Source organism: Lewinellaceae bacterium (genome assembly GCA_020636135.1).
Taxonomy (GTDB): Bacteria; Bacteroidota; Bacteroidia; order Chitinophagales; family Saprospiraceae; genus JAGQXC01.
Window position 1 is genome coordinate 18,622 of sequence record JACJYK010000001.1, and the last position, 12,897, is coordinate 31,518.

10 protein-coding genes are annotated in these 12,897 nt (G+C 47.0%); all 10 read left to right on the plus strand.

Going from position 1 to position 12,897, the window contains the following annotated elements; all coding sequences use genetic code 11:
• Positions 1-32: 32 nt before the first annotated feature.
• The 10 genes from H6570_00040 to H6570_00085 all read left to right on the plus strand — a co-directional run bounded on the left by H6570_00040 (position 33) and on the right by H6570_00085 (position 11,855).
• Positions 33-2,648 carry an SUMF1/EgtB/PvdO family nonheme iron enzyme gene (locus H6570_00040; protein ID MCB9317639.1) on the plus strand — a complete coding sequence of 872 codons (2,616 nt, stop codon included), beginning with the start codon at positions 33-35 and terminating at the stop codon, positions 2,646-2,648.
• A gap of 152 nt (positions 2,649-2,800) precedes the next feature.
• Positions 2,801-3,538, plus strand: a complete 738-nt coding sequence (locus H6570_00045; protein MCB9317640.1) for a hypothetical protein — start codon at positions 2,801-2,803, stop codon at positions 3,536-3,538.
• Positions 3,539-3,571: 33 nt separating this feature from the next.
• Positions 3,572-4,213 (plus strand): hypothetical protein, encoded by a 642-nt coding sequence (locus H6570_00050; GenBank protein MCB9317641.1) that lies wholly within the window; start codon positions 3,572-3,574, stop codon positions 4,211-4,213.
• On the plus strand, positions 4,210-5,487 hold the full coding sequence (locus H6570_00055) for a HAMP domain-containing histidine kinase (GenBank protein MCB9317642.1): 1,278 nt from the start codon (positions 4,210-4,212) through the stop codon (positions 5,485-5,487). Before H6570_00050 ends, H6570_00055 begins: the two co-directional genes overlap by 4 nt.
• 97 nt (positions 5,488-5,584) lie before the next feature.
• Positions 5,585-6,886 carry a Zn-dependent hydrolase gene (locus tag H6570_00060; protein ID MCB9317643.1) on the plus strand — a complete coding sequence of 434 codons (1,302 nt, stop codon included), beginning with the start codon at positions 5,585-5,587 and terminating at the stop codon, positions 6,884-6,886.
• 70 nt (positions 6,887-6,956) lie between these two features.
• Positions 6,957-7,724 carry a prolyl oligopeptidase family serine peptidase gene (locus H6570_00065; protein MCB9317644.1) on the plus strand — a complete coding sequence of 256 codons (768 nt, stop codon included), beginning with the start codon at positions 6,957-6,959 and terminating at the stop codon, positions 7,722-7,724.
• A gap of 22 nt (positions 7,725-7,746) precedes the next feature.
• Positions 7,747-8,886, plus strand: a complete 1,140-nt coding sequence (locus H6570_00070; GenBank protein MCB9317645.1) for an FIST C-terminal domain-containing protein — start codon at positions 7,747-7,749, stop codon at positions 8,884-8,886.
• 80 nt (positions 8,887-8,966) lie between these two features.
• Positions 8,967-10,130, plus strand: a complete 1,164-nt coding sequence (locus H6570_00075) for an FIST C-terminal domain-containing protein (GenBank protein MCB9317646.1) — start codon at positions 8,967-8,969, stop codon at positions 10,128-10,130.
• Positions 10,131-10,137: 7 nt separating this feature from the next.
• On the plus strand, positions 10,138-10,899 hold the full coding sequence (locus H6570_00080) for an SDR family oxidoreductase (GenBank protein MCB9317647.1): 762 nt from the start codon (positions 10,138-10,140) through the stop codon (positions 10,897-10,899).
• 68 nt (positions 10,900-10,967) lie between these two features.
• Positions 10,968-11,855, plus strand: coding sequence for a dienelactone hydrolase family protein (locus H6570_00085; protein ID MCB9317648.1), 888 nt, complete (start codon positions 10,968-10,970; stop codon positions 11,853-11,855).
• Positions 11,856-12,897: the final 1,042 nt, after the last annotated feature.

Here is a 12,897-nt window from a genome sequence, read left to right on the forward strand (position 1 = left end):
TTAATGTAAAATTGATTAGTCAGGATTAGCGTATGGCACCAATTCGTCAACTGGCCGCAATACTTTTCGCCGATATTATGGGGTTCACCGCCCTGATGGGGGACGATGAGGTTTTAGCCTTGTCACTCCGCGATAAATTGAAAGGAAAGCTTGAGGCGGAAGCCCGGGAACACAATGGCCGGATTGTAAAATTCATGGGAGACGGTGCACTGTGCAGTTTTACCAGTGCCAGTGAAGCGGTGCGGGCGGCGATTGCTGTCCAGAGAGTCATGCTACAGGAGCCGAAAGTGCCGGTGCGCATCGGTATCCACCAGGCTGACGTGGTCTTTGAGGAAGCCGATGTGCATGGAGATGGTGTCAATATTGCCTCACGCCTGGAATCGCTGGCCGTTCCCGGAAGCATCCTGATCTCATCCAAGGTCGTGGATGACATCAAGAATCAAAAAGACATTCAGGCGGTCTCCTTAGGCCTCTATTCGCTGAAGAATGTACGGGAGCCCATGGAGATCTTTGCCATCAGCAATCCGGGGCTGGAAGTCCCGGTGGGGAAAGTATTGCAAGGGAAAGCCGAAAAATACAAGGAGCAAAAACCGGTCGGGAAACGCATTCTGACCGGAAGTAAAATAGGAATTCCTCTGATCATCATTGCCCTGGCAGCGTGGCTGATCGTTACCCCGCGGCTTAAAAAGCAGGATGCCCGGTATGAGCTAATACCCGCCATCCAGGATGAATTAAGCTTGAATTACATTCCTTCGGTAAAAGCCTTTGACCTGGCCCGTGAGGCCAAACAGATCATCCCGGATGATTCCCTATTGACTGACTTATGGCAGACCATTGCCACGACCCTAACCATTGAAACAGATCCTCCCGGAGCCGAACTGTTCTGGAAGGATTATTCGACACCGGACGCCGAATGGCGTTCAGCGGGGATCACACCTCTGGTTGATGTACAATTGCCAAGGGCTTACCTCCGCGTAGAATTCAGAAAGCAGGGGTATCAAACGCTGGAATATGCCGGCCCGGGTTTTTTAAGCAACCTAAAGCCGGATCTGACCCACCTCAAGCTGGATGCAACGGGGAGCATTCCCGAGCAAATGGCGCGGATTCCCGGGCGGACCGTTTACTTTGATTTGCCCAGTCTGCAGAATGTCGAAGGGAAATTGGTTCCGGAGTTCTTAATGGATAAGTATGAAGTAACTAACAGCCAATATAAAGCCTTCGTTGACGCAGGAGGTTATACCAATCCTGCCTACTGGACCGAACCTATTCTGGTGGATGGTAAAGAGATAACGATCGATGAAGCCGTAAAACTATTTGTCGATCGAACCGGGAGACCGGGACCCGCCGGTTGGGAAGGCGGGATCTATCCGGCAGGACTGGAAAATCATCCGGTCACTGGAGTGTCCTGGTATGAAGCGGCTGCCTATGCGGTGTATGTCCATAAAAAATTGCCCACCATCTATGAGTGGTCCCGGGCGGCTGCTACTGCCCGAACGGAGTTTATGGTGCCGCTGAGCAATTTCAATGGCGTATCGACGGTCGAAGTGGGATCGCTTCCTGGCTACAGTACCTTCGGATTGTACGACATGGCCGGCAATGCCCGTGAATGGTGCTCCAATGCCACCGGCAGCAATGATCAACGCTTTGTCCTGGGAGGCGGGTGGAATGATCCTTCCTACGCCTTCAACGACAGTTACACCCAGAATGCACTGGACCGGAGCGTATCCAACGGGTTCCGTTGTGTGATAGAATTGCAGGATGACCCGGACCGCTTTGGGTTGAACCAACCCATACATGGTGATTATCGGGATTACCGCAAAGAAAAACCAGTGGACAATGCCACCTTTTCTATCTACCTGACCCAGTTTGCCTACGATAAAGATCCGTTGAATGCCCGGGTTGAAGCCAGCTATGACCGGGAATTCTGGACCATTGAAAAGGTTTCTTTTGATGCCGGATATGGTGATGAGCGAATGGAGGCGTACGTTTATTTACCCAAAAACTTTAAGCCTCCCTATCAGACCATTCTGTTATTTCCCGGTTCCAATGCCCTGTACACTTCCGAATACAATGTGGACAGTTACATCGGATGGTATGATTTTTTTCTTAAAAGTGGTCGGGCATACGTGGAGCCGATCTTTAAAAGCACCTACAACCGGCGCGATAAGCTGAATTCCCGTTTACCTCAGGAGACCGTCCAGTACAAAGACCATGTGATCATGTGGCGGAAAGATTTGGGCCGGGCCATCGATTACCTCGAAACCAGGCCGGATATCGATACAGATAAGCTGGCGTTCTATGGCATCAGCTGGGGGGGATTTGTGGGGGGCATTTTACCAGCGGTGGAGAAAAGGATCAAAGTAGTCATGCTGAATGTAGGCGGAATGGCCATGACCAAAACATTTCCTGAAGTGGATCAGATCAATTTTCTGCCCCGGATTACCCAGCCGGTGCTGATGGTCAATGGCAAACACGATATGTATTTCCCGGTGGAGTCCGCCCAATTACCCATGTTCGATTTGCTTGGTACTCCGGCCAGGGATAAGAAGATCAACATTTACGATTCTGGGCATCTGACACCCCGTATTGAGGTCTTGAAAGCAACCCTTAACTGGCTGGATCATTATTTTGGTCCGGTCGAAAAATAAGGGAATGGTTCGTTCAATTAAAAATATAAGAATATAAGAATAGCAACTATGGCCTCAATTGCTAATCGGTTGTTCCTTGTCTGAATAAAATGAAAATTATTCAAATGATTTAATTAATTTCCATAATCCATTCACCTCTATAATTTAGGGCTATGAGTATGTTCGATGAAAAAGAAGGTATCTTTGCCAATCCGGTGGATTCTAACACAATTTCTGTAATTACCAATGACTTTGTAACGGAATCCACCAGGTTAAAATCTACAAAAGGTTTATCGTTGCCTCCGGAAACCGAGGCCATTTCAATTCAAGGATTTCGTAAACGCATCCACGCTCTGGAAGCCGCGCATCAAGATATGACCCATATTTCCTTGTTCTATGGATTGGATGCAATGAAAAATTTTACGCTGGTACTGGGCGGAGTGGCTCACCAGGGCGCTTCATTCAGGCACTTTAGTGAGACGAGTCCTTCAACGAAGATGGGATCATTCTGTTCAAATCCCTCAGAATCGGCGATTCAGTGCAGTCACTTCAGAAATGAATTTAATGTAATTTATGGAGTCAATGAATACGCCCGCGGGACCTTCATGCGAATTAAGCAAGCCAATTATGCGCAAGGAAATAATACCATTCATAAAGTCCTTGACGCCTTTGAGCAGGATGGGTGTGACTTATTCACCATCTCCTTTGGTTTTATGGAACCTGATAAAAGTGAACGCGTCGCAAAACCTGAAGAAACAGGCGGTAAAGGGTTGATATGTTATCATATGATTTTTAAGGGTAAAAAGTCAAAACAGCCCTCATTTACATCCCGGCATCTCTTTTCAACCTACGATAATGAAAAAGGATACAGTGGACCAAAACCGGTTTGCCCACCCCATGCCTGCAATTAACTTTTTTTTTCAAGCAATACTATTTTACAAACCATGAAGCTCATAGACCTTGCTGGTTTCCTGGTTTATTTTTGTACGTATCTGGTGGTGCTTCCGGTTGGTATCGGAACTATTTTTTATCGAAAATTATCCAGGCCATTGAAAGTCCTTTATTGTAATTTAATTATTGTTCTTTTTTTGGACCTGGTTTTGTTAACGATCGGAGGACGATTGGGCAATGGATTACTTTATCTATTTTCTTTGGTTGATCTGATGATGATGACCTGGGTTTTTACGAGCTTGATCCGCTCCAATTCCTACAAGATAATTTTTCGCGGAAGTGCATTGTTGTTGGGTATGTATGGATTGATTGATGCTCTCTATTTTTCCGGTTTACATGTTAATGGGTATAGCAATGGCATTATCAAATTATTTATTGCGATTCTGGTGATGTATTATTTGTCCCAACTTTTGTTGGAAGATGTAGAATTCAGACTTAAGGATATGCCCATGTTTTGGGTAAGCTTGGGAGCCATACTTTATAATGGTTTTGGCTTTTTTGATGTTTTTAGCTCTCCGATTATTAATTATTCGCAAAGCTTTTATTTACAATACGAGATCATCTGGTCTGTAGCTACAATCTTTATGTATATTGCCTATAGCTGGGCATTCAGGATAAGTGATCGGAAGCTATGAAGTTGCGTATACTATTTTTAGTGATCGTACTGACTGCCAGGATGAATGCCTTGGTTGGACAGGATCAGACCTCCATTTTAGGGTCCGTACGTGTTGGAAATGGACTCCACCAAAACGATTTTATCCAATTGCCAATTCATAACCAGAAGCCGCCGTCCTTATCTTACGATCAAAATTATTTAATGTTCAATTTCGACCCAGGATCCCAAGGGGGATCGGATACATTATTTTATTTTCTGGAGGGTTTGGACTACAATTGGATTTATTGTGTGCAATGCCGTCAGGTGGCTTATTCCCACCTGGATGGGGGCGATTTTGTCTTACATGCAAAATTTGGAAAGCAAGGTACTGTTGTTATTTATCCATTTCGAATTGAAGGAAACGTCTGGCACCGTTGGTGGTTTATGCCGCTGTTATTGTTGGTGTTGTTGGGTATCCTCGGAATGATGGGTTACTTCGCATTACTGTATCGGCTAAGACAAAAAATAAGACAAGAGCAATTGGTGCATCGTGAGAAATTATCCTCCATGGTCGATCTTACTTCCGGTATAGCTCATGAATTGCAAAATCCGTTGAATTTTGTCAATAATTTTTCCGAGCTAAGCGGTGAACTGATACAGGAAGCGATACGTGAATTTGCAAATGGTGATGCGTTAGAAGCAACGGAAATATTGGCAGATGTCGCTATGAATTTGCAAAAAATTCATGAACATGGTCAACGTGCCAGCGGTATTGTCACCAGTATGTTGGAGCATGCCAAGCCCACATCCGGTAGCAGGACCAACACAGATATTAATAAACTTTGTGATGATTATTTTCGGATAGCCTTGCATGCCTGTACGGAAAATGGCAAGCAGCTGACCACACCACAGATCGATATTCAACGTATTGTCCAGTTTGATCCCCGGGTACCGCCTATACCAATTGTGCCTCAGGATATTGGACGGGTTTTGCAGAATATTTTCAACAATGCGTGCTATGAACTAAAAAAACAGGGACAACTGCCAGGTGCATCAATGCCATTTATAAAACTGGTAACCCAGAAATTGGAGGACCGGGTGATCATCCGAATCGAAGACAATGGCCGGGGTATTCCAACTGAAATCAAAGACAAGATCTTTCAGCCTTTCTTCACCACCAAACCTACAGGCCAGGGGACTGGGCTGGGATTGAGCCTGAGCTATGATATCGTCAAAGCGCATGGAGGTGAACTGAAAGTTGAAAGTAAAGAAGGTGAAGGAACAGCTTTTATTATCCGGTTACCCATTGTTTGACCGGCAACAACCTTTCATCGATGAACAAACTATTGCCGACTGGCCAAAGCTTTAGCAAACAATCACTTAACTTGGAGAACAAAGAAAATCGGGATTCATGAATAAGTTAAATGGGACGATTGCAATTTTGTTATTCGTCCTGAGTGGACACACGATTATAGCTCAAACCGATGTGCTTGCACTACGAGTGAACCAGGACCGGATCGAACGGCGAATTCACGAACTGGCTCAATTTGGCCGGGACTCCACCGGTCATGGTTACCGGGTAGCCTATACCTCAGGAGACATCGCCGGCAGAGCCTGGTATATGGAACAGATGAGCCAGGCAGGTCTGGATGTTTCGATCGATGCTGCCGGCAACCTGGTCGGCAAGCGGGCTGGTATGAATCCCGGATTGAAACCCATTGCCTTTGGCTCCCACATCGACATGGTACCCGATGGTGGTAATTACGATGGTTGTGTCGGTTCGATCTCGGCACTGGAAGTCATGGATGTATTGAAGGAAAACAACCTGAAGACCAATCATCCATTGGAGATACTGATCTTTTCAAATGAGGAAGGAGCTACCTACGGAAGTAGTTTTATGGCTGGACACCTCCATTCGGAGGTCCTAAATAATGTCAGTCAAAGCGGACTTAACCTTTACGATGGCATCAAGGCCATCGGTGGAGATCCTGACCACATTCAGAATGCTGTACGCCAGAAAGGAGACCTGGCTGCCTTTCTGGAACTGCACATCGAGCAGGGTGCTTTTCTGGAGCGGGATCAGATCCAGATTGGAGTGGTCAGCGGTATAGTAGGCATACTGCAGTGGGACGTCACCATTACCGGCATGGCCAATCATGCCGGCACGACACCCATGAATTTGCGCCATGATGCCCTGCTGGCGGCGGCTAAATACATTCAATCCGTAAATGATGTAATAACCAGTCACGAAGGTACTCAAGTAGGTACGGTGGGCAAGATTTCAGTCCAGCCGGGAGCCTACAATGTCATTCCGGGGCAGGTCATCACCAGCCTGGAAATCCGTGATCTGAGCTCGGATAAGATCATGATGCTGTTTCATGAAATCGAAGGCCGGGCAGCGGAAATAGCAAAATCATCCGGTGTGTCCATCACCTTCAAAAAAGTCATCGGCACTACTCCGGCATTGACAGATAAAGGCATTCAGGATAAGATCATTGCATCTGCCCAAAAATTAAACCTTACGTATCAGGTCATGCCCAGTGGCGCCGGGCATGATTCGCAGGAAATCGCTACCATCGCACCGGTGGGGATGATCTTTGTGCCCAGTGTGAAAGGCATCAGCCACTCTCCGGATGAGTACACCAAACCGGAGGACATGGCCAATGGCGCCAATGTGCTGTTGCAAACGATTCTTGCCTTGGACAGGAAGTAAGTCAGGTTGGCTGCCTCAAGAAGGAAGATTTTAATAATTTTCATTAGCTTAAAGTCTAAACCAAAATCATATGAAAAATCTAGTCATCCGCATGCTGATGGCATACATTTTATTTATTTTCCTATTGCCGCATGCAACAACTCAAACCACCCAACGCTTTAGTAAACAAATGTTTATCGATCAGGGGGATACCCTCCCATACCGACTTTTATACCCGGATGCGAACCCGCACCGAAAATACCCCCTGGTCATATTTTTACATGGCTCCGGAGAACGCGGCAATGATAACGAAGCGCAACTCCAGTGGGGGGTGATGCAGTTTGCTACGGATGATAACATGATGCTGCATCCGGCAGTGGTTATCGCGCCACAATGTCCCAAAGGTGTGACCTGGTCTAATTTTGACCGGAGCACCATGCAGCTTAATCCGGAACCTTCGCAACCCATGCGATTGCTTCTGGGCCTGATTCAGAAGATGATCCAAACCATGCCGGTGGATACCAACCGCATTTATATCACCGGATTATCCATGGGTGGATTTGGCACCTTTGATGCACTTACCCGTCATCCGGAACTCTTTGCCGCTGCGGTACCGGTTTGTGGAGGAGGTGATCCTTCCAAAGCCGCTTCGATAGTTAATGTTCCAATCTGGATTTTTCACGGGGCGGATGATCCGTCTGTCAATGTCGGGTTGTCGCAGGCGATGCTGAAGGCATTGACCGATGCAGGCGCCAGGCCAGGTTATACCCAGTACCCGGAAGTAGGACATTTCTCCTGGATTGAAGCCTATCGCGATCCCATGATGCTGGAATGGTTGTTTCGTCAGCAGAAAAATTAATTCAAAACGATACGTAAAGCCTATGAAAGCTAAATCCATTCAAGGTAGATCCTATCAGGAAACAAAGAGATTATTCAATGAGAGCATGCTGGATGGATTTCGTCCGACACTGGCTATTGTTTTTACCTCATTGAAAGAGGATTGGCAATTAATTCAGGAATTACTGAATGAAAACAAAATTGCCCTGTTTGGCACCAGCTCGAACGGCGAATTTATTGGCGAACAGTATGAAATAGGTTCTACAGCCATGCTCTTGCTGGATATGCCTGCCGCTTATTTTAAGCTGGAAATGGAAGATGTGGATGATACGAATACGGCTGAGGTGGCTCGCGGAATTGGTGAATCCGGATTAGCTACATTTACGAATCCCGGATTTATCATCTCCGGATCCTCTACCTCGATCCGGGCAGAAGAGATCATCCATGGCTTGGTTGATGCCTGTGGGATTGAAGTGAACATCGTAGGAGGAAACTCCTCTTCGGATAGTATGCAGGGAGGATTCCTGTTCAATAATACCAGGCGCAGTGACAAAGGCATATTGGCGTTAATCCTGGATCAGGATAAGATTCGCATGGAAGGAGAGGCTATTTCCGGCTGGAAGCCGATGGGTACTGAAAAAACCATCACTGCATGCGAAGGCAACTGGATTAAAACGCTTGACCACAAACCAGCTCTAGGTATGTTACTTAAGTACATGGGTGTGGAAATAGACTTCACGGATGAAATTGATCTTTACAATAAGATCGGTTCCATCTATCCGGTTCAAATCCAGGGCGATGATGGGACCGCACGCATCATACCTCCTTTGTTTTTTAATGAAGAGGAAGGTTCTTTCATGCTGGCCGCCGGACCAGTCCAAAAAGGAGCAAAAGTCAAATTTTCATTGCCACCAGACCTTGACGTTGTGGATGCGGTAGTAAATACTGCCCGTCAACTTAAAGAGCAGAGTCTGAACGAAGCGGACGCCCTGATCATTTTTTCCTGTATTGGCAGGCTGAATACCCTTGGTCCATTCATCAATGACGAAATCAAAGGCCTGACCGATGTTTGGGAAATACCGTCGATTGGTTTTTTCACATTTGGGGAATATGGCCGGGCGAAAAATGGATTACCTACGTTTCATGGTACAACCGTCAGTTGGGTGGCCTTAAAAGAAAACTAAGCATTTGATCCACGAAAATGTCCAACCAATTGATTAATACAGGGACAACAATACCTTTACACCGAAACCAGATTTAATCCATGACCGCAAAAACCATTCGGGGAAACTCCGAAACAGAAATCAGGGAAGCACTAAGTCAAACCCTGTCGGACGGATTCGCGCCTTCGCTCGCCATCATATTTATCTCCATTAAACAGGACCGGGATGCAATTATCCAGCTGCTGAAGGAAAAAGGTATGGATGTCGTCGGGGCTACTTCTTCCGGTGAATTTATTGAAGGTCATCAGAGTGAGGGGGAGGTGGTAATCATGCTTGTGGACATTCCCAGGGAAGATTATACCATTTTATTTCGGGAAACGGCAGGGAAAGAACTCACAGAGGTGGTCCAACAAGCAGCAAATGTTGCGTTGTCCAGATTTAAAGACCCGGCTTATATCGCGGTTACGACCTGCCTTAACGCCAGGGGAGAACTGTTTGATGGTGCCCAGTTTGTGCATACGCTGGAAGATTGTCATGAAGGACAAACGGACATTTTCGGAGGTATGGCTGGAGCGGATGGTGAGCTTATTCCTTCCTTGGTGTTTACCGGGGAACAATCGACTGATGAAGGTTTTGCATTACTGGTTCTTGATAAAAGCAAAATTGATCTGTATGGAGTGGCCATCTCCGGATGGAAACCGTTGGGCAGGATACGAACGGTGACCAAATGCGAAGATGGATGGCTCTATACCATTGATGACCAGCCGGCCCTGGACATGTACTTGCGTTATCTGGGTGAGTCGCTGGATCAGAAGGATGAAGAGACTAATGTATTCGTGGAAAATATCTCTTTATTCCATCCATTTCTGTGTCTTGACGACGTTGATCCGGTATTAAGGACACCTATGTTTGTAGATCGGGAAAAAAATGCCATCTCCATGGATTATCCCATCCCCGAGGGTGGAACCTTTCAATTTACCTTGCCACCGGATTTTGATATCGTTGAATCGGTTATTAATCAAGCACAAAACATGCAGGAAGCTGTCGGAGTCCAGGCTGATGCCTTACTGGTATTTTCCTGTATGGGAAGACTCAGCGCCCTGGGTCCGATGGCCTCGCAGGAAAATGACGGACTTCATGAGATCTGGCAGGCTCCTATGGCTGGATTCTTCACCTATGGTGAATATGGAAAAGACAATTCCGGTAAAAACAAAATGCATTCTACGACCTGCAGTTGGGTGGCCTTAAAGGAAAAAAACCAATAAGCATTTATTGAAGCTTAAAAATAAAACGTTCATCATTACCGGCGCCACCAGTGGTATGGGAAAAGCGACTGCGCTGCTGTTTGCCCGGGAAGGGGCAAATCTCATCCTTAGTGGCCGGGATATCGACAGAGGGGAATCCCTGGTTCATGAAATTCAGGAGAAGGCTGCAGAGGTCCACTTTATACCTGGTGATGTCGGGGAAATGGACGTCAACCGGAGGTTGGTCGTACATGCAATCAGTTCATATGGGCAGCTGGATGGATTGGTCTGTCATGCCGGAGAACTGGGATTAGGTTCCATCACGGATCTGGACATTGATACCTGGCACAGGACCTTCCGGACCAATGTGGACGCAGTATTTTATCTGTTGAAAGCTGCTCTCCCGGAATTATTAAAACGAGAACGGGCCAGCGTGGTGATCAACGGCTCGATCGCCGCCTTTAAGTCATTTCCCAATCACCCGGCCTACTGCGCATCGAAAGCCGCCCTGGTTGCTCTGGCACGTCAGGCAGCTGTGGATTATGGCCCGGGGGTACGGGTAAACAGTATCTGTCCGGGACCAGTGGATACTCCTTTGATCCATGCTTCCGCAGTTGCTTTTCCGGATCCTGTGCAAGCTGTAGCCGATGCTGGCAAGAACACCATCATGCAGCGGCTGGGTCAGCCCGAAGACATCGCCCGTCTGGCACTCTTTCTGGCTTCCGATGATGCCAGTTGGATCACCGGATCGTGTTATGTGATCGACGGAGGTATTTTAGCCAAAGGATAGGGATCCCGGATGGATTGGCATTTTTCCTTGAAATGACTTAATTTGGATTAAACCAATTGACTGTTGCTATGAAAGAAATAAAGAAAGAAGACATCAATCAGGAGGTCTTTGACCTGTACGACCAGTATGCACATAATCTGCTGGGTCGCAGGGAATTTGTCGATAAACTCTCCACCTATGCGGTAGGAGGACTGACTTTGCCCATGCTCCTGGATTACATCATGCCCAACTACCGGGACAAAGTGCAGGTGGCGGCGGATGATCCACGACTGAAAACAGAAACCATCATCTACAACTCTCCGAAGGGAGCAGGAGAAATGAGTGGCCAGCTATCACGTCCGGCGGACCACGAACATCCATTGCCCGGTATTGTCGTCGTGCATGAAAACCGGGGATTGAATCCGCATATCGCCGATGTGGGCCGACGTGCTGCTGCAGCAGGATTTATTTCGCTGGCACCCGATGCCTTGTATCCGTTGGGTGGTTATCCGGGGACGGATGACGAGGGGAGGACCTTGCAACAAAAAAGGGACCGCAATGAGATGCTTGAGGACTTCATTGCCGCCTTCAATTATCTCCATGATCATCCGGAATGTGATGGCAATGTTGGAGCCGTTGGTTTTTGTTTTGGAGGTTGGATTGTCAATATGATGGCCGTTCGGATCCCGGAACTAAAAGCTGCAGTACCATTTTATGGCGGACAGCCAGCTGCAGAAGATGTCCCTGCCATCCAAGCTCCGTTGCTGTTGCAGTATGCTGGCCTGGATGAGCGCGTCAATGCCGGGTGGCCAGCCTATGAGGCAGCCCTTAAGGCGAATGACAAGGAATACCAGGTGTATATTTATCCGGATACCAATCACGGTTTTCACAACGACACCACCCCACGCTACGATGAAGCAGCTGCCAAACTTGCCTGGGAAAGGACCATCGCATTCTTTAAGGAGAAGCTGAAGTAGGTCAGAATAAATGTGTCGTGCCTACAGCACTTGATGGTAAACAAGATTACCTCCAGGGATTAAAATCCCTGGCAATGAGATGTGTCGAGCCTCTGGCTCTGGCTTATGCCAGTATTAAAAGAATCCTACCCAATACGGATGAGAAGCAATGCGCTTCAAGCCCTATTAAGATTCAGGCTACAAATGGGGTAGCCACGAAACATTCATTTGCCCCGTACTGGTAGTAAACTTCACCATGGATGGAGATCCATGGGATCGGGATATCAGTGTTAATCCGGTGAATTTTAACAGGGATCAAAATGTGTCGTGCCAACAGCACTTGATGGTAAACAAGATTACCTCCAGGGATTAAAATCCCTGGCAATGAGATGTGTCGAGCCGCTGGCTCTCAGGCTTATGCCAGTATTAAAAGAATCCTACCCAATACGGATGAGAAACAATGCTCTTCAAGCCCTATTAAGGTTCAGGCTACAAGTGGCGTAGTCACGAAACATTCAGTTGCCCCGCACGGATGTGGCAGGCTCACCATGGATGGAGATCCATAGGATCGGGATATCAGTGTTAATCCGGTGAATTTTAACAGGGATCAAAATGGGTCGTGCCTACAGCACTTGATGGTAAACAAGATTACCTCCAGGGATTAAAATCCCTGGCAATGAGATGTGTCGAGCCTCTGGCTCTGGCTTATGCCAGTATTAAAAGAAACCTACCTATACGGATGAGAAGCAATGCGCTTCAAGCCCTATTTAGATTCAGGCTCCAAGTGGCGTAGCCACGAAACATTCATTTGCCCCGTACTGGTAGTAAACTTCACCATGGATGGAGATTCATGGGATCGGGATATCAGTGTTAATCCGGTGAATTTTAAAAGGGATCAAAATGGGTCGTGCCTACGGCACTTGATGGTAAACAAGATTTCCTTCAGGGATTAAAATCCCTGGCAATGGGATGTGTCGAGCCTCTGGCTCTCAGGCTTAAAGCCAGCATAAAAAGTAATCTACCCAATAGGAATGAGAAGCAATGCGCTTCAAGCCAAATTAAG

Coding starts and splice junctions, on each gene's coding strand:
- H6570_00040 (MCB9317639.1), top strand. CDS start 33: ATGGCACCAATTCGTCAACTGGCCGCAATACTTTTCGCCGATATTATG.
- H6570_00045 (MCB9317640.1), top strand. CDS start 2,801: ATGAGTATGTTCGATGAAAAAGAAGGTATCTTTGCCAATCCGGTGGAT.
- H6570_00050 (MCB9317641.1), top strand. CDS start 3,572: ATGAAGCTCATAGACCTTGCTGGTTTCCTGGTTTATTTTTGTACGTAT.
- H6570_00055 (MCB9317642.1), top strand. CDS start 4,210: ATGAAGTTGCGTATACTATTTTTAGTGATCGTACTGACTGCCAGGATG.
- H6570_00060 (MCB9317643.1), top strand. CDS start 5,585: ATGAATAAGTTAAATGGGACGATTGCAATTTTGTTATTCGTCCTGAGT.
- H6570_00065 (MCB9317644.1), top strand. CDS start 6,957: ATGAAAAATCTAGTCATCCGCATGCTGATGGCATACATTTTATTTATT.
- H6570_00070 (MCB9317645.1), top strand. CDS start 7,747: ATGAAAGCTAAATCCATTCAAGGTAGATCCTATCAGGAAACAAAGAGA.
- H6570_00075 (MCB9317646.1), top strand. CDS start 8,967: ATGACCGCAAAAACCATTCGGGGAAACTCCGAAACAGAAATCAGGGAA.
- H6570_00085 (MCB9317648.1), top strand. CDS start 10,968: ATGAAAGAAATAAAGAAAGAAGACATCAATCAGGAGGTCTTTGACCTG.